This is a genomic window from Streptomyces sp. NPDC002669, from assembly GCF_042889165.1.
Classification (GTDB): domain Bacteria; phylum Actinomycetota; class Actinomycetes; order Streptomycetales; family Streptomycetaceae; genus Streptomyces.
The window spans coordinates 172,558-190,828 of the sequence record NZ_JBIAQQ010000002.1 but is presented as its reverse complement, the minus strand read 5'-3'; the positions used below and the strand labels follow the sequence as shown (position 1 = coordinate 190,828).

11 protein-coding genes are annotated in these 18,271 nt (G+C 72.5%); 2 read left to right on the top strand and 9 right to left on the bottom strand.

What is annotated here, in order from left to right:
• Positions 1-11: 11 nt before the first annotated feature.
• Both ACFYW1_RS03290 and ACFYW1_RS03285 read right to left on the bottom strand, forming a co-directional pair.
• A protein-coding gene (locus ACFYW1_RS03290; RefSeq protein WP_388986235.1) for an IS5 family transposase occupies positions 12-871 on the bottom strand; the annotation gives its coding sequence in 2 pieces (ribosomal slippage) (positions 12-529 and positions 529-871; 861 coding nt in all).
• Positions 872-1,069: 198 nt separating this feature from the next.
• Positions 1,070-1,222, bottom strand: coding sequence for a hypothetical protein (locus ACFYW1_RS03285; RefSeq protein ID WP_388986232.1), 153 nt, complete (start codon positions 1,220-1,222; stop codon positions 1,070-1,072).
• A 340-nt stretch (positions 1,223-1,562) separates the two neighbouring features.
• Between ACFYW1_RS03285 and ACFYW1_RS03280 the strand changes: the two genes are divergently transcribed.
• Positions 1,563-2,429 (top strand): phosphotransferase, encoded by an 867-nt coding sequence (locus ACFYW1_RS03280; RefSeq protein ID WP_388986997.1) that lies wholly within the window; start codon positions 1,563-1,565, stop codon positions 2,427-2,429.
• 463 nt (positions 2,430-2,892) lie between these two features.
• Here the strand turns inward: ACFYW1_RS03280 and ACFYW1_RS03275 are convergent, their stop codons facing one another.
• Positions 2,893-3,390, bottom strand: coding sequence for a DUF2004 domain-containing protein (locus ACFYW1_RS03275; protein WP_388986230.1), 498 nt, complete (start codon positions 3,388-3,390; stop codon positions 2,893-2,895).
• Positions 3,391-3,501: 111 nt separating this feature from the next.
• Positions 3,502-4,371 carry an alpha/beta fold hydrolase gene (locus ACFYW1_RS03270; RefSeq protein ID WP_388986227.1) on the bottom strand — a complete coding sequence of 290 codons (870 nt, stop codon included), beginning with the start codon at positions 4,369-4,371 and terminating at the stop codon, positions 3,502-3,504.
• Positions 4,372-4,475: 104 nt separating this feature from the next.
• Between ACFYW1_RS03270 and ACFYW1_RS03265 the strand changes: the two genes are divergently transcribed.
• Complete coding sequence (locus ACFYW1_RS03265) at positions 4,476-4,994, top strand: CGNR zinc finger domain-containing protein (protein ID WP_388986224.1); 519 nt, start codon at positions 4,476-4,478, stop codon at positions 4,992-4,994.
• Between the two features lie 143 nt (positions 4,995-5,137).
• Here ACFYW1_RS03265 and ACFYW1_RS03260 read toward each other — a convergent pair whose 3' ends face one another.
• From ACFYW1_RS03260 to ACFYW1_RS03240, 5 genes are all read right to left on the bottom strand, one after another.
• Positions 5,138-6,100: an NAD(P)-dependent oxidoreductase gene (locus ACFYW1_RS03260; RefSeq protein WP_388986222.1), complete on the bottom strand. Its 963-nt coding sequence runs from the start codon at positions 6,098-6,100 to the stop codon at positions 5,138-5,140.
• Positions 6,097-7,236: a Glu/Leu/Phe/Val dehydrogenase dimerization domain-containing protein gene (locus ACFYW1_RS03255; RefSeq protein WP_388986219.1), complete on the bottom strand. Its 1,140-nt coding sequence runs from the start codon at positions 7,234-7,236 to the stop codon at positions 6,097-6,099. Before ACFYW1_RS03255 ends, ACFYW1_RS03260 begins: the two co-directional genes overlap by 4 nt.
• A 93-nt stretch (positions 7,237-7,329) precedes the next feature.
• Complete coding sequence (locus ACFYW1_RS03250; RefSeq protein ID WP_388986216.1) at positions 7,330-12,726, bottom strand: amino acid adenylation domain-containing protein; 5,397 nt, start codon at positions 12,724-12,726, stop codon at positions 7,330-7,332.
• Positions 12,723-16,166, bottom strand: coding sequence for an amino acid adenylation domain-containing protein (locus ACFYW1_RS03245; protein ID WP_388986214.1), 3,444 nt, complete (start codon positions 16,164-16,166; stop codon positions 12,723-12,725). The genes ACFYW1_RS03250 and ACFYW1_RS03245 overlap by 4 nt, the downstream gene beginning before the upstream one ends.
• A gap of 152 nt (positions 16,167-16,318) precedes the next feature.
• Complete coding sequence (locus tag ACFYW1_RS03240; protein ID WP_388986211.1) at positions 16,319-18,034, bottom strand: amino acid adenylation domain-containing protein; 1,716 nt, start codon at positions 18,032-18,034, stop codon at positions 16,319-16,321.
• Positions 18,035-18,271: the final 237 nt, after the last annotated feature.

Here is an 18,271-nt window from a genome sequence, read left to right as displayed (position 1 = left end):
CTGTCCCCGGCTCAGCCCCGGGTCCAGATGAGGATGGCTGCGAGATGAAGCGCAGCGTGGTAGACGATGGCGAGTTTGTCTGTTCGCATGGCCAGGCCGCGCCATTGCTTGAGCCGGTTGATGCAGCGTTCGACGGCGTTGCGCTGCTTGTATGCCTCGGCGTCGAAGCCGGGTGGGCGACCACCGGCGCGACCTCGCCGCAGTCGGTGACCGACCTGGTCGGCCGGCTGCGGGATCACGGCACGGATACCTCGTCGCCGGAGATGTTCACGGATCACGCGGGATGAATACGCGCGGTCCGCCAGAACGGCGTCCGGCCGGGTCCGCGGTCTTCCTGGCCCGTCTCGCGGAACACGGATGCCTGCCATGACCACCTCGAAGGCTGGCGCGTCGCCCGCCTGACCTGGGGAGAGGCGGAGGGCCAAGGGCCGTGCATGGCTGTCGCTGACGAGATGGACCTTCGTACTCAAGCCGCCACGGGAACGTCCGAGCGCATGGTCGTCAGGCTCAGCCCGAAATAACGCCCCTTTTTCCTGGCTCCGGCGGCGTGCTGGTGAGCCCAGCAGACGGTGGAGTCCACCGACACGGTCCAGCCGATGTCGTCAGCGCCGTCGGCCGCTGCCAGCAGCGCGGCGAGGATGCGTTCCCAGGTGCCGTCCACGGCCCACCTGATCAGCCGTTTGTGAGCGGTCTGGAATGCGCCGAGTTCGTCCGGCAGGTCCCGCCAGGGCGAGCCGGTGCGGTACTTCCACGCAATGGCCTCCAGGGTTCGACGATGGTCGGCCCCCCGCCGACCACGGACCGGATCGGCCGGCATCAACGGCTCGATCCGGCCCCACATCTCATCAGTGATCACCAACCGAACAGACACATCCGATCAACTGACCCATCGATCAAAGAGACACGCTCTAAGCGGACCCGGAACAGGATCCCGTTGATCACCGTCCGATGATCAACCCAACGTCCTCCCCGGCACCCGGTCTTCGGCAGATGCGGTGCCAGTTGCACCCACTCGTCGTTCGTAAGATCGCCCCGCCCCATGACCAACACAATGGTCCATGCGAGGCGATCACTTGATCCGCCGGACAGAACCTAGTAGCCGGTAGCCGAGCGTGTGGGCGATCTCGTCGATCCGACGCCGATTCGCTGCTGCGACGTGGCCGAGCCGCAACTCGACGCGGGCGCGGCCGTCGAAGCTCGCGCGTATCCCGTCGTCCTTCACCCGACTCCGCCCCCGGGAAGGCTCGGCATCACTCCAGTCGCTTCCACATCACGATCGTCGCACGCGCCTGCCTCTCGCGAGCACGGGGGTGAACCTCCGGCCGGCCCGCCGCGAGGTGCCGCACCCCGTGCCCCGTACCTCGCGCCCCGTGAAAAGCGGGGAGGTGGCTCGGGGCTGCCCGAGGACGGTGCTCCTCAGGGAACGCTCGGCGGGGTCGAGCGGGTGGTGGGTGAACACGGCTCCGCCCCCCGGTGGCCGGTAGACACTGTTGGCGAATCCGGTCCGCCGAGCCGAGGCGCGACGGCTGTCACGTCATCTATGCCAATATTCGAGGGTGGAGATGACCGACGTCACGCGTGCGATCGCGGCTGCGACTTCGGTCGCTGCGTCCCTCGACCTGCCGGCCAACGATGCAATCGTTCTCCACAACTCGAACAAGCTGGCACTGCGGCTGACGCCATGCGACGTCTTTGCCCGGGTCGCCCCTGTGGGACAAGAGGTTGCACAGTTCGAAGTCGAGCTCGCTCAGAGGCTCGCCGAGGTCGGATGCCCGGTGTGTCCCTTGGAGCCGCGGGCGGACCCGCGCGTGTACACGCGCGATGGCTTCGCAGTGACGCTGTGGACCTACTACGAGCCCGTGACACCTCGCACCTCACCAGTCCACTACGCCATGGCGCTGGAGCGGCTGCACGCCGGCATGCGCAAGGTCGATGTGCAGAGCCCGAGGTTCACGGACCGGATCACGGAGGCGGAAGAAGTTGTCGCCGACCCGGATCGCTCGCCGGAGCTCGCCGACGCGGACCGCGTGTTCCTCGGCGGCAGGCTCGCAAGCCTGCGGCGAGCGATCGACGACCGTGGCGCCGTGGAGCAGTTGGTCCACGGCGAGCCGCACCCGGGCAATGTGCTCAGCGCGAAGAACGGCCCGTTGTTCATAGACCTCGAGACGTGCTGCCGTGGCCCCGTCGAGTTCGATCTCGCCCATGCTCCCGAGGCGGTCTGCGAGCACTATCCGAGCATTGATCAAGGACTGCTGGATGAGTGCCGGCAGCTCGTTATCGCGATGGTCGCCGCGTGGCGTTGGGAGCTTGGCGACCAGTTTCCGAATGGGAGGCGATTCGGAGAGGAACTCCTGCGGTTGCTGCGAGAGGGTCCTCCTTGGCCGACACTCGACACAGTGACCAGGCGGCTGGAGGGTCTTCGGCAGTGACAACCATACGTGCCAGCGGCGGAAGGGCGGAGCGGGGGCGCGGTTCCTCAGCAGCCTGACGCTGTCGAACGTCTCCGCCGCCACGCCGATCGTCGTGGCCACGCGGGTCCGCGCCACGTCCTCGGACGTGAAGTGAATGCGTTTCACCGGGCACTCCGTCCTGCACGTCACTGTCCGGCCCACGACAGTCTCAGTTGCGGGCGAAAGCCATACAACGATCAATCAGGCCATGATCGGTCACTCCAGGGTTTGCGCGGGTATTTCGGCCACCCCGGCACGGACGTGCGAGTGGACTCGTACGACGGGACCAGCGGGACCGAAGGGCCCGGCGGAACCGGCGGCTGTCGTCGGTCCCGCCGGGTGGACCCGGGCGCGGCGCCGCCCGTGGGGAGCGCGCCGTATCGGCAGTGGTGTCGCCCCCGCGCCCGCGCTCGCGTTCTCACGTCGGGCGGCGCCGGATGCGTCAGCTCTCCCAGTCGACGGAAACCACCGTGCCGTCCCGGGTCAGCTTGACGGCGAGTATCTGATCGCTGAGATCGGGATCAAACACGTAGTCCAGGATGACAGGGGGCCCGTCGGACAGGCCGCCCAGCCACAGACCGACGCCGCTCAGGCGCATCGCGGCGGCGAAGGAATCCGCTCCGACCGCTTCCCCGGCCGCGTCCCGTACGAGATGGACGACCGGCTCACTGTCTTCGAGCTCCTCGACGTGGTGGTCGATGAAGGAGCGGTCCTCGCGCAGGTACGCACGCAGCGCCGTGCGCGCCGTCGCGTCGAGGGCCGGCAGGCCGGTGAGGCATCCGGCGAACGCGTCCAGTTCCTCGGCGTCCGGCTCACTGGACGGCCCGGCCCACAGCCGGACCTCGACTTCGTCGCCCCCGAGCCGCGCAGCGCCTTCCCAGACGACGTCCACGTCGTCCAGCGCACTTGTTTCCACGCGCCCGAAGTGGGCGTGTTCCATGGCTTTCACGAGAGATCACCGTTCTCCCGCCCGCGCCGGATGCGGGCAGCTCCGTAGGTCGGTTCACCGTAGTGGGGACCTCTGACATCGACGGCGGCTCGCTCGACCCGTTCAGTCCGGCAGGCCGCGCAGGAAGTCGCGGATCAGCGCCACGCTCCGCCTCCGCTGGGTGGTGAACGGGAAGTGGCCCGCGTCGAGCAGGTGGATGCGGGCGTCGGGCAGGTCGCGGGCGAACGCGCGGGCGCCGTCCGGGCCGAAGATGTCGTCGCCGCGGCCCCAGACCGCCAGCAGCGGCGGCCGGTGCGTGCGCAGGTACTGCTGCCACGCGGCGTAGCGCGGCGGGTTGGTGCCGTAGTCCAGGAACAGGTCGAGCTGGATCTCGTGGTTGCCGGGCCGGTCCAGCAGCGCCTGGTCGTGCAGCGCCTGCGACGGGTCCACCAGTGTGGGGTCCGGGACGCCGTGGGTGTACTGCCAGTGGGTGGCCTCGGCGGCGAACAGGCCGCGCAGCGCGTCGCGGTTCTCGGTGGACGGGTCGGCCCAGTAGTCGCGGATCGACTTCCAGAACGGGGTCAGGCCGTCCTCGTAGGCGTTGCCGTTCTGCGTGACGATGCCGGTGATCCGCTCGGGGTGGCGCAGCGCCAGGCGGAATCCGACGGGCGCGCCGTAGTCGTGGACGTGGAGCGCGTACCGGGTGATGCCCAGTTCCTCCAGCAGCGCGTCCACCGTGTCCGCCAGGTGGTCGAAGGTGTAGTCCCACTCGTCGGCGGGCGGCGCGGAGCTGAAGCCGAAGCCGGGGTAGTCCGGCGCGATCAGGTGGAACTCGTCGGACAGGTCGGCCATCAGGTCCCGGTAGACCACCGAGGACGTCGGGAAGCCGTGCAGCAGGACGAGTGTGGGCGCGGTCGGGTCGCCGGCCTCGCGGTAGAAGACGTCGAGCCCGTCGATCCGGACGGTGTGGTGGCGCACTGCGGTCATGATCATCTCCAACCATCTAAATTCACTTAGCCGGTTAGCTGCCCGATCACCGTAGGACGGCCACGACCAACCAGTCAAGTACGTTTTACCGGTTGAGTAGACTGTGCGGCATGACACGCCCGCTCATCGGCGAGCCCCTGGCCCTGGACCTGGTCGACTCCGTCTGGGTGGACCACGGCCGCCGCCTCGACCAGTTCGACGAGCCCGACGGCTTGGAGAGCTGGCTCGCCGACCACGACATGTCCGGCACCGCCGCCGACATCGCTGCTGTCCGCGACGCACTGGTGCAGGCCCGGTCCGCGCTGCGCGCCGCGCTGGAGGACGGCGACGACGAACCGCTCAACCGGGTCCTCGCCCACGGCTTCCACCGGCCCGGACTGCGCGGCGGAGCGCCGCTGGTCGCCGCCGTCGTGGACGACCCGGCCTGGCTGCCCGCCTGGACCGCCGCCGCCGACCTGGTCCGCCTGCTCGCCGAACGGCCCGACCGCGTCCGCCACTGCGCGCACCCCGAGTGCGTCCTGTGGTTCTACGACACCAGCAAGAACGGCTCCCGCCGCTGGTGCTCGATGGAGGTCTGCGGCAACCGCGCCAAGTCCGAGCGCTTCCAGAGATCGCACCCGCGGCGGTAGCGGGGGCGGTACGGCAGCCCCGTACGGAGGGCCCGACCGCATCGGTGCCGCCCGGTCCGGTGGCGCACGGCTCGTGCTCGAAAAAACCCGCGCCGGGCGGAGCGGGGGCTCCGTCCGGCGCGGGTTTCGGGCGGTCGCGTTTCTCAGCCGCGCCGGGTCCCGACGACGACGGCGTCCCGGGGCGTTCGGCCGGCTCGCAGGTCGGTGAGGTTGTCCCGGAACGCCTGGCCCACGGCGGCGGGTTCGCCGGGGAAGGCGAAGGCGCAGTGCGGGGAGATCACCAGGCCCGGTGTCCGCCACCGGGGGTCGTCGGCGGGGAGCGGCTCGATGTCGTGGACGTCGAGCAGCGCCCCGCGCAGTGTTCCGGTCTCCAGTGCCTCGTGCAGGGCCCGGTCGTCCACCGTGCCGGCCCGGCCGACGTTGACCAGCGCCGCTCCGGCCGGCAGTGCGGCGAGCACGTTGCCGTCGACGAGGTGATGGGTCCGGGCGGTGGCCGGCAGGCAGCAGACCAGGTGGTCGACGGTGGCGGCGGCCTCGGCCAGGCGGTCGGCGCCCACGGTGCGGTCCGCCCCCGGCACGTCCCGTTCCCCGGTGCGGGTGACGGCGACGCACCGGGCGCCCAGCGCGGTGACCTTGCGGATCACGGCCTGTCCGATCCTTCCGGCTCCCACGACCAGGACGGTCGATCCGCACAGCATCGTGGCGGTGGACGTGTGCCAGGCACGCCGTTGGGGGCGCGCCGACAGGGTCGGGAACTCCTTGAGCAGCATGAGCAGTGCGGACAGCGCGTACTCCGCGACGGATTCGACGGGGACCCGCGCCGAGTTGGTCACCAGTGTCCCGGGGGCGAGTCCGGCGGCGGGGAGGTGGTCGGTTCCGGTACCGGTGAGGTGCAGCCATCGAAGGCCGGGGAGCAGGTCGAGGGAGCGTTCGGGGAAGTGGTGTCCGACCAGCACCTCGACCTCGGCGAGTTCGCTCCGCGACAGATCGCGGAGGGAGGTCGCCCGCGCGGCCGTGGCCAGTGGTTCCAGATGGGGCAGCAGCTCTTCGGCCATCGCGGTGTGCGCGACGAGGACACGCGGGTCGTGCCAGGTGGACGTCCTCACCGGTGCACCGCCCGGTGTGCGAGGAGTTCCGCGACGGGGTCGGGGCTGCCGTGGCCGGTCAGCTCGGTCACGAGGGCGCAGTTGCGTCTGATCTTGTCCGCGATCCAGCTGCGCAGCCAGTCCGCGAGACGCGGCGCGGGCAGTCCGGACGGGGCCACCCCGGTCAGGATCGCCCCGGTCAGGGCCGCTCCGCCGACGTTCACCACCACGTCCGGCAGCACCGTGTGGCCCGCCTCGCGCAGGAGGCGGCGCGCGGCGGGGCCGCAGCTGAGGTTGCCGCCCTCGACGACGACGCGGGCGCGCACGTCCGGGACCGAACCGGGGCCGATCGCGTCGGCCCCGGCCGCGAGGACGAGGACGTCCGCGTCGACGGTCAGCCAGGACCGGTCCGGTCCCAGGGACCGCACCCGGGCCGGAAGCAGCGAACGGTCGACGGTGCCGTCGGCGGAGGTCGCCGCGATCAGTCCTTCCGTGCTCAGGCCGGCCGGGTCGGTCAGGGTGCCCAGGACGTCGGCGACGGCCACGACGCGGTGGCCCGCGCGTTCGAGGTGCAGGGCCGCGGCCCGGCCCACCGCTCCGAAGCCCTGCACCACCACGCGCTGGGGTGCGGTGACCCGTTGTGTTTCCAGTGTGCTCAGGGCCGCCGTCGCGACGCCGAAGCCCGTGATGTCGGACATGGTCCCGTAGAACTGTTCCCAGGGCATGTCCAGGCGGGTGGCCCCGGGTACTTCGGTGAGGTCGTAGTCGGCCGCGGCGAAGAACGCGTCGCGGTCCGCCGGTGTCGTGCCCTGGTCGCAGCCCAAATACACACCGCCGTGCAGGAGCGGGCGGCCGACCTTGCCGAAGGTCCGCATCAGCCGGTCGCGGTCGGTGATGGCGGAGCGGGGGCGGATGCCCGCCTTGGCTCCGCCGATCGGCAGGTCGACGAGTGCGAGTTTGTGGGTCATCGCCCGTGCCAGGGCTGCCAGTTCGAGTTCGTCGACGGTCTCGGTGAGGCGGGTTCCGCCCATGGCGAGGCCCCGTACGGTGCTGTCCACGACGACCCAGGCGTCAGCCTCGCAGCCGGGCATCGCGAGGGTGGTGGTGAAGAGCGGCGACGCGGCCAGGGTGTCGTCGCTGTGAAGGAGTTGGTTCATGTCCACGTCTTTCTGGTTCCGGTGGGTACGTCGTGACGGGGGCGCGGGCGCGGGCCGGGTACGTGTCCGGGTGGGGGCGCGGCCCGAGCGGCGTCAGGTGCGGGTGGTGCTCCGGCGCAGCAGGGCGTCCGCCTCGTCCTGGAGCGTGTCGAGGTCGTCCGCCACGACCTCCGCCGTCGAGATGTCGGGGAGCCGGCTCTCGATGTGGCGCAGGGGGCGGTAGCGCAGGCCGAGGACGCCCCAGCCCGCGAGCAGGAGCCCGCCGGTGATCATGAGCAGTCCCATGCCCCGGCCGGGCCCCGTGCCGCCCGCGATCTGGAGGAAGGGGGTCTGTCCGACGAGGGGGTCGAAGAGGTGGTTCAGCAGGAGGGGGGTGAGCAGGAAGCCGAGCGGCATCAGCCCGGTGGCGAGCATCTGGTTGGTGGCCACGACCCTGCCCTGCAGTTCCAGGCCCACCTTGGCCTGGAGGATGGCGAGCCAGTGTGCGTTGAGGAGGGCGTTGCACACCCACCACAGGAACAGGCCCACGCCCATGAGGACGGGTTCCGGCCGCAGCCCGATCAGCGCGGTGGCCAGTCCCATCCCGATCGTCATGCCGATCATGCCGTCGGCCCGGCGCCGGGTGCCGCCCCAGAAGGCCATGGCCAGGCCGCCGGCCGCGGCGCCGAGGCCGCCCGCCGCGGTGACCGTGCCGAGGACGGCCGGGCTGCTCGTGGAGAGGACGAGCGGAGCCGTCAGCACCGTGGTGGTGGCGATGATGTAGTTGACGACGATGAAGAAGAGCACCATCGCCACCATGGGCGGCCGTCGGGCCAGGAAGCGCCAGCCTCCGGTGATCGAGGACAGGAAGCCCTCCTGGCGTCTGCGGAAGAGGCGGTCCGGGAAGCGGATGGCGAGAAGGACGGCCCCGCCGGCGAGGACGGCGACGAGGTCGAGGCAGACCACCCCGGCCAGTCCGGTGAGGCCGACCAGCGCTCCGCCGAGCACCGGCGCGATCAGGGTGCTGAGGGCGGTGCCCAGTTGCACCACGCCGTTGGCCTGGGCGAGGTAGGGCTTGGGCACCAGTTGGGCGACCGAGGCGAGGTAGGCGGGCCGTTGGAACGCCGCGGTGAGGGAGGTGAGCGCGGCGAACACCGCGACCTGCCACACCTGTAGCGTCCCGGTGGCCGCGGCGGCGACGAGGCCGGACAGGGTGACGCCGTAGACGGCGGCGCAGCCCAGCAGGACCTTGCGGCGGTCCCAGCGGTCGGTGGCGGCGCCGCCCAGTGGCGCGGCGAGGAAGGCCGGGAGCATGGCCAGCATGGTGACCAGGGAGTAGGCGGACACCTGGTGGGTCTTCTGGAAGACCCACACCCCGAGGCCGAAGGAGGTGAGTGCGGAGCCGGTCATCGAGGCCGTCTGGCCGAGTGCGAAGATGCCGAACCGGCGCAGGTCCCGCCGTTGCGACGAGTGGTCCGGTGCCTTCGGCACGGGGACGGCTCCGGGCGCGGAGGCCGTCGGCGCGGAGAGTCGTTCCTCGATGATCCCGGCGAGTTCGCGGGCCTGGTGCTTGAGGAAGTAGTGCCCTGCGTGCGGGATGCGGGAGAGGGAGACGTCGTCGGCGACGGCGGTCCACTCGCGGTACCGCTCCTCGAAGAGTTCGGTGGTGCGGTCGCGGTCGCCGACGACGCACCGTACGGGCGCCCGCAGCCGCCGGGGGGCGCGGGTCTCGAAGCGGGCGCTGAACCAGTCGACCGCTTGGCGCGCGTCGTGCCGGACGGCACGGATCACCGAGTCCCGGGTGTCCTCCTCCATCTGCCCGCCGAGGGCCCGCAGCACGTCGTGGTAGGCCCGGTCGGAGGTGCGCCGGTCGTCGGGGAACCAGCGGTGGACGAGGGCGGACAGCCTGCCGGGGAACCGTGCGCCGGGGAAGGCGGCGCCGAGGACGACTCCGGCGAGTTCCTCGCCCGCCTCCTCCAGTGCGAGGGCGAGGGCGACCGCGGATGCGGTGCCGACGCAGTGCCCGTAGACCAGGATCCTGCCGGTGTCGGTGCCGGCGAGTTCGTCCCGGCAGCGGGTCACGACCTCGGTGAGGGGGCTCAGCTCCTCGTCGGCGCGTGCGGGGTCGTGGCCGGGCAGTTCCACGGCGAGCACCTGGATGTCCGGCCGCAGCACGGCGAGTTCGTGGGCGAGGGGCCGGTACGAGGCCGCGGAGCCGCCGCCGTAGGGCAGGCAGACGAGGGTCACTTCCGGGGACGTGCCCGGGGGCGGCCCGGCCAGCCGTTGGAGGAGCCCGGTGCCGGCGGAGGCGGGATCGTCGAGCAGGGTCGCCAGTTCCCGCACCGTGGGGTGGGTGAAGAGGGACACCACCCGCAGGTCGGGGCCGATCAGCCGGGCGGCGCGCAGTGCGCTGAAGGAGTCCCCGCCCAGTGCGAAGAAGTCGTCGTCGATGTCGAGGTCCCGGTCGGGGAGTTCCAGTACCTCCCGCCAGGCCGCCGCGACGCGCCGTTCGGCGGCGCTGCGCGGGGCCGTGCCGTTGTGTTTCCCGGACGTCTGCGGGACGGGCAGGGCGGTGCGGTCCACCTTGCCGTTCGGGGTGAGCGGTATCGCGGGCAGGGGCACCAGGGCCGACGGGACCATGTGGTCGGGCAGTTGGGAGCGCAGCGCCGAGCGCACGGCCGTGGTGTCGAACGGGGTGCTGTCGTCCGCCGGGACGACCCAGGCCACGAGGCGGCGCCGGTGTGCCTCCCCGACGGCCAGCACGACCGCTTCGCGTACGGAGGGCAGTGCCCGGCAGGCCGCGGCGACCTCGCCGGGCTCGACCCGGTATCCGCGTACCTTGACCTGGTCGTCGAGGCGGCCGAGGAACTCCACGAGTCCGTCCGGGCGTACGCGTACCCGGTCGCCCGTGCGGTAGCAGCGCCGGGTCCCCTCGACCGGGTCCGGGACGAAGGCCCGCGCGGTGGCCCCGGTGTTCCCGGCGTAGCCACGTGCGACTCCGGGGCCGGCGATCCACAGTTCCCCGGGGGTTCCCGGGGGCGCGAGCCGGCCGCCCCGGTCGACGACGTAGCACAGCGCGTTCGGGAAGGGGGTGCCGAGCGGGACGGAGACGGCGGTCGGGTCCGCGGGGGCGTCGGTGTGGTCGGCGGGTTCGCATCCGAGGACGGACACGGTCGTCTCGGTGGGGCCGTAGTGGTTGTGCACCCGCAGGCCGGGGCGGGCCGCGCGGACGCGGGCGACGAGTTGCGGCGGGCACGCCTCCCCGGCGAGCACGAGGAGGTGTTTCGGCAGTACGGCTGCCAGATCGCCGTGTGCGGCGAGGAGTTCGAGGTGGCTGGGCACCATCTTGACGACGTCCACCGGGTGGGTGGCGAAGTACGCGGCCAGTCCCTCGGGGTCGGTGGCCCGTTCGCGTTCCACCAGGTGCAGTGTGCCGCCGCTCACCAGCGCCCCGAACAGCGAGAGGTATCCGAGGTCGGCCGCCGCCGTGGAGAGCAGGGCGAACGACCGTCCGTGTCCGTCGATCCGTTCCAGTGCGGCGTGCAGGTAGTGGGTGAGGGAGCGGTGTTCCACCCCGACGCCCTTGGGGGTGCCGGTCGTTCCGGAGGTGAAGATCAGGTAGGCGAGCTGGTCCTCCGCCACCTCCACCCGTGCGCCGGGCCGGTCGGCGGGGGCGGTGCCGGGGGCGGACAGGTCCTCCGTCACCAGGACGTGCGCCGCCCGCACCCGGCCGGCCAGGGCGCGCGGGGCCAGTACGAAGCGGGCGCCGGACGCCGTCACGGTGCGGGCGAGCCGGTCGTCGGGGTGGGCGGGTTCCAGCGGGACGAAGGCCGCTCCGGCCCCGAGCACGCCCAGCAGGGCCACGGGCAGGTGGACGTCCCGCTCGGCCAGTACCGCCACCGGTTCGCCCGCGCGTACCCCGGCCGCGAGCAGGCCGTCGGCGACCCGGGCGGCCCGCTCCTCCAGTTCCGCGTAGGTGAGGGTGCCGTCCTCCGCGACGACGGCGGTCCGTTCGGGTGTGGAGCGGGCCCGGCGCCGTACCAGTTCGGGAACGGAGTCGCCGGGGTAGGTGCGTACCGGTCCGCGCAGCACTCCTTCCGCCGGGTCGGTCAGGAGCAGTTCGCCCACGGGGCGGTCGGGGTCGTCGACCAGGCCGGTCAGCAGCCGCAGGTAGGACTCGCCCAGCCGTCGCGCGGTCGCCGGGTCGAAGCGTTCGCGACGGTACTGGAGCACTCCGCTCAGCGGCCCCTCGGCGCCCGCCAGGAAACAGTGCAGGGCCAGTTCGCTCTTGACGGCGCCGGTCGCGATCTCGGTGAACCGGGTCGTCAGTCCCGGGAAGAGGCCGGTGAGGTCGGGCCGGACGTACAGGTTCGCCATCGTCTCGAAGAGGGGCCCGGTGCCGGAGGCGCGCTCGGGGCGCACCTGGTGCACGACGCGGTCGAACGGGACGTCCGCCCGGGCCAGTGCGTCGAGGACGACGTCGCGCACCTCGGCGAGCAGGCGCCGCCCCGACCACGCCGGTGACAGGACGGTCCGCATCACGACCGTGTTGACGAAGGGACCGACGGCCCGCCCGGCGCGTGCCGTGTGCCGTCCCCCGTCCGGTACCCCGACGGAGATGTCCTCGCTGTCGGACACCCGTGCCAGCAGCGCCTGCCAGCAGGCGAGAAGCACCATGAACAGCGTGACACCGTTGTCGGCGGCCAGGGAGTCGAGCCGTGCCCCGAGTCCGGCGGGGAAGACCAGGGGGACGCCGCCGCCCGCGTCGGAGGGGAACGGCTGGGCGGGGCGGTCGGCGGGCAGATCCAGTGCGGTGGGCGCGTCGCGCAACCGCTCCTGCCACCAGTGGAGATGACGGTGGGTCAGTTCCTTGCGGACGGGCGTGACCACCTCGGAGTACTGCGGGGGTCGTGGTGGCGGCGGTCCCTGCCCCAACTCGTGGGTGTAGAGCGCGGCCAGGTCGGTGAGCAGGAGTCCGTTGGACCAGGCGTCGGTCGCCATGTGATGAATGACCAGCAGGAGGGCGTGCTCCTGCTCGTCGAGGCGGAAGCAGGTGACGCGGAGCGGGCATTCGCGCTCGGGTGCGATCGGCTGCCGTACGTGCTCGTGGACGAGCCGGTCGAGTTCGGCCCCGGGGTCAGCGGCGGCGCCGAGGTCGACGACGTCCAGGGGCACGGCCCGGGCCGGGCGCAGGGCCAGGACGGGGACGGGGCCCGAGGCGTCGACGACACCGCGCAGCACGTCGTGCCGTTCGACGAGCCGACGCAGTGCGGTCAGGAGGGCCGGACGGTCCAGCGGGCCGCTCAGCCGCAGCAGAACGGGGACCGAATAGGCGGGGCTGTCCGGCTGGAGCTGGGAGGCGAGCCACATCGCGTGCTGCGCGGGACCGAGCGGCAGGGGCTCGTCCCCCCGCCGTTCGGCGGCCTGGGGGCGTGGTGTCCTGCGGGCGGCCAGCAGAGCGCGCAGCCGGTCCTGGTCGGCCTGTGAGGTCGTGGTCGTCGTATCGCTCATGCCGTCCCCTCCTTCCGGTCCGGGTCCGTCGCGTCCAGGGCGGCCAGTGCCTGCCGTTCGACCTCGGCGGCCAGATCGCGCAGCACCGGCAGGGCGAAGACCGTGCGCACCGGGACGTCGACGCCGAGCGCGTCCCAGATCTCGGCCGCGACCCGCATCGCGGTGAGTGAGGTCCCTCCGAGGTCGAGGAACGAGTCGGCGGCGGACACGTCCTCCACCGGCAGCAGCTGTTCCCAGACGGTCGCCAGGAATTCCTCGACGACGGTGGACGGTGCGATTCGTCGACTCCCGTCCGGGTCCGGCGACTCGGCCGAAGGGGAAGGGAGTTCGGCCGGCGGGGGCGGGAGGGGCAGGTCGATGGCCGAGCAGGAGCGGTCGGGGGCCTCGGCGCCCCGGGCGAGGACGTGGAGGAGCCCGTCCAGCAGGGCCCCGGCGGTCTGTTCGTCGAAGCATTCGAGGTCGTGGACGAGGTGGATCTCGGTGCCCGACACCGTTGTGTTGACGAGGAAGGTGGCGTCGTCCCGCGCGCTGCCGGTGTCGCGTTCACCGAGGACCCGCAGGGTCACCGCGCCGGCGTCGACCCGGACCGGTGACCCCGAGGGCCGCATGGAGAGCGAGACCGGGGTCAGGGGTGCGCCGGGCCGTCTCGGGAGCCCCGCCGCCGCGGCCGCCTCGGCGAGTACGGCGGCGGGGAGCATCGTGTGCGCGAGCGCCCGGTTGCGTGCCAGGGCCGCCCGCGCGGCCACGGTGCGGAAGGTTTCCTCGGGCCTGAAGGCGACCCGGACCGGGGGGACGAAGAGCAGGGGCCCCACGACCCGGTCGAGTTCCGGTACGGGGCGCCGCGCCACCGGCACGGCGACGAGGACGTCGTGCCGTCCGGTCCAGTGCGCGACGAGCACGTCGAGCGCCGCCAGGTACACCGCGAATTCCGAGACGCCCGAGGAGGCCGCCAGGTCCCGTACGGCCTCGGCGGTGCCGGGCGGCAGCAGGCGCACCAGCCGGGCGCCCCGGTGCGCGGGGATCCCCGCACGCGGGCGGCGCGCAAGGTCCCACGGGGGCAGCGCCCCCTTGAGTTCCTCGTGCCAGAAGTCGCGGTCGGACCGGGAGGAGAGCGCGAGGGCGTGTTCCTCCCAGCGTGCCACGTCCCCGAGTTGCACGTCCGGCTCCGGTACGGGCCGGCCGTCGAGGGCGGCGGCGAGTTCGTCCAGGACGAGGCTCCCCGACCATCCGTCGAAGGCCAGGTGGTCGACGGCGATCACCAGCCGGGCGCGGTCGGGGGCGGTGCGGACGAGCACGGTGCGCAGCAGCGGGGTGTCCTCGGGCGCGAAGACCTGCCGGGCCGCCGCGTCGACGAGCGCGTCGGCCTCTTCCGCCGTCCGCCGCGTCATGTCGTGTTCGGTGAGGGGGGCCGGGGCCGGGGGCAGCACCCGTGCCACCGGGCCCTGCGAGGTCTCCGCCACAACGGTGCGCAGTGCCTCGTGCCGCACCACGAGTGCGTCGAGGGCGGAGCGGAGCGCGTCGGTGGTGACGGCGCCGTCGATGCCGAGGACGAACGCCTCCGTGGTGACGCCGGGTACCGGGCTGATCCGGCGGGTGGTCCACAGTTCGCGCTGCATGTCGCTCAGCGGCGACTCGGTGGCGTCCGGCAGCCGGGTTGGGGCGGGCACCGGAGGGGCGGCGTCGATGAGTCCGGCCAGGGCCGCCACGGTCGGCTCGGTGAGGAAGTCCCCCAGGGATACCACCGCTCCCCATTCGGTACGGACCCTGGCGAGGACCCGCGCGGCGGCCAGGGAGTGTCCGCCCAGCAGGTCGAAGCGATCGGTGCGGCCCACCGGCCGGTCCGTGCCGAGCACCTCGCCGACGATCGCCGCGAGCCGGGTCTCCGCGCCCGGCCGGGGGCGTTCGCCCGGTTCCGTCGGGCCGGCGGGAGGGGTCACGGCGGACAGGGCCTTGCGGTCCACCTTGCCGTTGCTGCTGCGCGGCAGCCGGTCCGTCACCAGGACGCGGGCCGGCACGAGGTAGTGCGGGAGGCGGGTGCGCAGCAGCCGGAGGAGTCCCTCCTCGGTGGGCCCGGGAGCGCTCTCCGGGACGGCCTCCACATGCGCGTGCAGGGTTCGTGTTCCCCCGTGGTCCACGGGGGCGAGGACGACGGCGTGCCGCACGCCCGGGAGGGTCGCGAGGACCGCCTCGATGTCACCGGGTTCGACGCGGAAGCCGCGTACCTTGATCTGCTCGTCGAGGCGGCCGAGGTAGTGCAGCACGCCGTCCGTGCGGCGCACCAGGTCGCCGGTGCGGTACCGCCTGCCGCCGGGTGCGTCGGGGTCGGTGACGAAGCTCTCCGCCGTGGCCTCCGGGGAGTCCAGGTAGCCGAGGCCGACCAGTGGGCCGGCGACCCACAGTTCGCCGGCGGTGCCGTCCGGCACCGGGCGCTGCCGGGGGTCGCGCACCGAGAGTTCGCAGCCCGCGATGGCCGTGCCTATGGGCGGCGTGCCCGTTTCGTCACGGCCTATCGGGTGGGTGGCGCAGAAGACGGTGCATTCGGTGGGCCCGTAGAGGTTGACGACGGTTTCGACCCCCGGTTGTGCGTAGAGCTGGTCGACGAGGGGGCGGGGCACCGGTTCCGCTCCGGCGTTGACCCGTCGTACGCCCGGGGGCAGCGGGCGTTCCAGCAGCATCGCGAGGCCGGAGGGAGGGGCGCTGATCATGGTGACCTCGTCCCGTGCGGGGAGGTCGGGGAGCGCCAGGATGTCGTCGGCGATGACGACGCTGCCTCCCGCGCACAACGGGCCGAAGATCTGGTGGATGGAGGCGTCGAAGGAGAGTGACGCCGTCGCCAGGCCCACCCGCAGGTGCGCGGGGTCGATCGTCCGGGTCATCCATTCCATCAGGGCGAGTACGGAGGAGTGTCCGATGACGACGCCCTTGGGGGTGCCGGTGGAGCCGGAGGTGAACAGGACGTACGCCTCCTCCCCCGGGGTTCGTGCCGGGGGCGGGGCGGGGCTGTCGTGGACGTCCTGGTGCGGGGTGGTGTCGACGATGAGGGGGCGGGCGCCCGCGGCCGCGACGACGGGGGCCAGTTCGGGGGTGGTGAGGACCTCGTCGATCCCGGCGGCGTCGACCATGTGGGCCAGCCGGGACGGCGGGAGCACGGGGTCGAGGGCCACGCAGGAGCGGCCGGCCCGCCACACTCCCAGGAAGGCGGCGACCGTGCGCTCGTCGCGCCCGAGGCAGATTCCGGTTCTGCCCCGTGGGGCGGTCGGGAGGAGTGCGCCGATCCGTGCGGCGAGAGCGAGCAGTTCCCGGTAACTCGTTCTGCGCTCGCCCGCGATCACGGCGGTGGCGTCGGGGCGGTGGGCGGCCCGGCGGGCCACCAGGTCGTGGACCGTCCGGGCAGGGAGCTGCTCCTCGGTCCGTGGTTGCTGCGGGAAATCGACCTGCATGGGGATGGCTCCAGATCTTCGAGGGTGCTGCGGGATGGGGGCACCGCGGCGCGTGGAAACAAGCCCCATGGGTATGGGGGTGCCTCGGACGGGTGGAGGAAGGAAGAAGGAAGAGCGGGGCGCGTGGCGTCCCGGTGGGGCCGACCGTCCGGTCAGCGGGTCCGGTCGCGGGACTCGCCCGCGACGGCACGGGTGTTGCGTTCCCGCAGCAGGGCCGCGAGCAGGGGCCGGTCACCCGGCGCGGCGGAGGATGCGGCGGGCGCGGGCCTCCCGGCACCGAGCCGCTGTTCGGCGCGTGCGCGCAGGCCCGCCCGGTCCAGCTTGCCGCTGCCGGTCTGGGGCATTTCGTCGAGCGTCAGGTAGTGCCCGGGCACGTACGCGGAGGGGAGGGCGGAGGCGATGTGGTTGCGCAGGGCGGCGGAGAGTTCGCGGGTGGGGACACCGGCCCCGGCCGCACGGATCCACGCCACGAGTTCGGTGTCCTCCCCGAGCCGGACCGCCACCACCACGGCCTCGTTCACCGAGGGGTGGGAGCGCAGCCGGTGCTCGACCTCCTGCGGCTCGATGCGCTGTCCCCGGATCTTCACCTGGTCGTCGGTCCGTCCCAGGTACTCCAGGTTCCCGTCGATCAGGCGCACCCGGTCACCGGTCCGGTAGATCCGGTCGACGGACGCCCCCGGTGGGGCGGGCACGAAGGCGCGGGCGGTCCGTACGGGATCGTCGAGGTAGCCCAGGGCCAGTGGTGTGCCCCCGATGCACAACTCCCCTTCGTCGCCGTCGAGGACCGGTCCGTCGTCCTGGCCGACCACGAGCAGTACGCAGTTGTCGATCGGGCGGCCGATGAGGACGCGGTCGATCTCCCGCGCCGGGGCCGGGACGGTCCAGTGGCTGACCTCGATGGCCGCTTCGGTGGGACCGTAGAGGTTGTGCAGGGCGGCGGGGATGGTGTCCACGCACGCACGCGCCACTTCGGCCGGGAGCGCTTCGCCGCTGCAGAAGACGTGCCGGAGCGAGGTGCACCGCGCCGCATCACGGTGCCGGAGGAACTCGCGGAGCATGGTGGGGACGAAGTGGCAGAGGGTGATGCCCCGTTCGCGGATGGCGCGTGCCACGAGTCCGGGCTCGCGGTGCTCCCCGGGCGGCAGCAGGACGCAGGTGCCGCCGGATATGAGGGGCAGCCACAGCTCCCAGCCGGAAACGTCGAAGGTGATGGGGGTCTTCTGCAGGACGCGGTCGTCCGGGCCGGCCCCGTATGCGTCGCGCATCCACACCAGCCGGTTGGTGAGGGCGACGCTCGGCAGCACGACTCCCTTGGGCGTGCCGGTGGATCCCGAGGTGAACAGCACGTAGACGGGCTGCGCGTCGGGGACCGGGGGCAGGGGGTCCCATTCCGTCGGTAAGGGGTCCCGGTCCGTCGGTGAGGAGCCCTGTTCCGCCGGCCCGGAGGCCCGCTCCGTCGGCGCGGAAACCTGGTCCGTCGGCATGGAGGTTCGGGCGGTCTCCCCCGCCGCCGGGTCCTCGAAGCGCGCGGGCAGCACGAGCGTGCGCAGCCCCTGTGCGGCCAGTCGGTCCCGTGTGGTGTCGGTGACGAGGGCCAGGGTGCTGCCCGATACGTCGAGTACGCGTCGCAGCCGGTCCGGGGGGTCGTCCGCGTCCAGGGGGAGGTAGGGGCGCCCGGCCTTCAGGGCGCCGAGCAGGGCCACGAGCAGGGGGACGCTCCGCGGAACGGCCACCACCACGGGCGACCCCGATGGTGTGGTGGCCCGTAGCGTACGGGCCGTCTCGTCGGACCACGCTTCGAGTTGCGCGTACGTCAGTCTCTCGTCGCCGCATTCGACGGCGACGGCCGTGGGTCTCGCCCGGGACACTTCCCTGATCAGCCCCGGGAGCCCTGCGGGGATGGAACACACTGTCCGTCGGCCGGATAACTCGGCCATCGACGGGCCCTGTTGGGGGCGCACATCCGCTCCACTCATTTTTGTGACCGTTTCAGCGCGAACTTGTAGAGGTGGTGAGGCACAACACAAGGTTCCTTGATGCCATGCCGACGCCTTCTTCCCGTCCGGGGAGGAACGCGCAGGTGGGTGCCGGTCTCCCCGGCACGG